The sequence below is a fragment of the Streptomyces sp. GbtcB7 genome (genome assembly GCF_019091445.1).
Lineage (GTDB): Bacteria > Actinomycetota > Actinomycetes > Streptomycetales > Streptomycetaceae > Streptomyces > Streptomyces mirabilis.
On record NZ_JAGXJM010000251.1, the window covers coordinates 1 to 287 of the forward strand.

The 287-nt window shown below is 65.5% G+C and carries 1 pseudogene; it reads right to left on the reverse strand.

Annotated features, from left to right (window positions below):
* Positions 1-287 (reverse strand): annotated as a pseudogene (locus tag KVT44_RS59755) (trehalose synthase); the annotation flags it as partial.

Consider the following 287-nt stretch of genomic DNA (forward strand, 5'->3'; position numbering starts at 1 on the left):
TCGGTGACCATTTCGAGGGTGAGCTCGTCGTGGTTGCGCAGGAAGATGCCCCACTGGCAGCCGGACGGGGTCGCCGGGGTCTTCGACAGGATTTCCGACACCGGGTACCGGGATTCCCTGCGTACCGCCATGGAGATCCGCGGCATGACGGGGAAGTGGCACGCCATGTGGCACTCGTCTCCGCCGGAGGGGAAGTCGCCGAAGTAGTCGACGACGCCCTCGGGCCACTGGTTCGCCTACGCCAGCAACACCGTGTCCGGATAGTGCGTGTCGATCTCCTTGCGGAC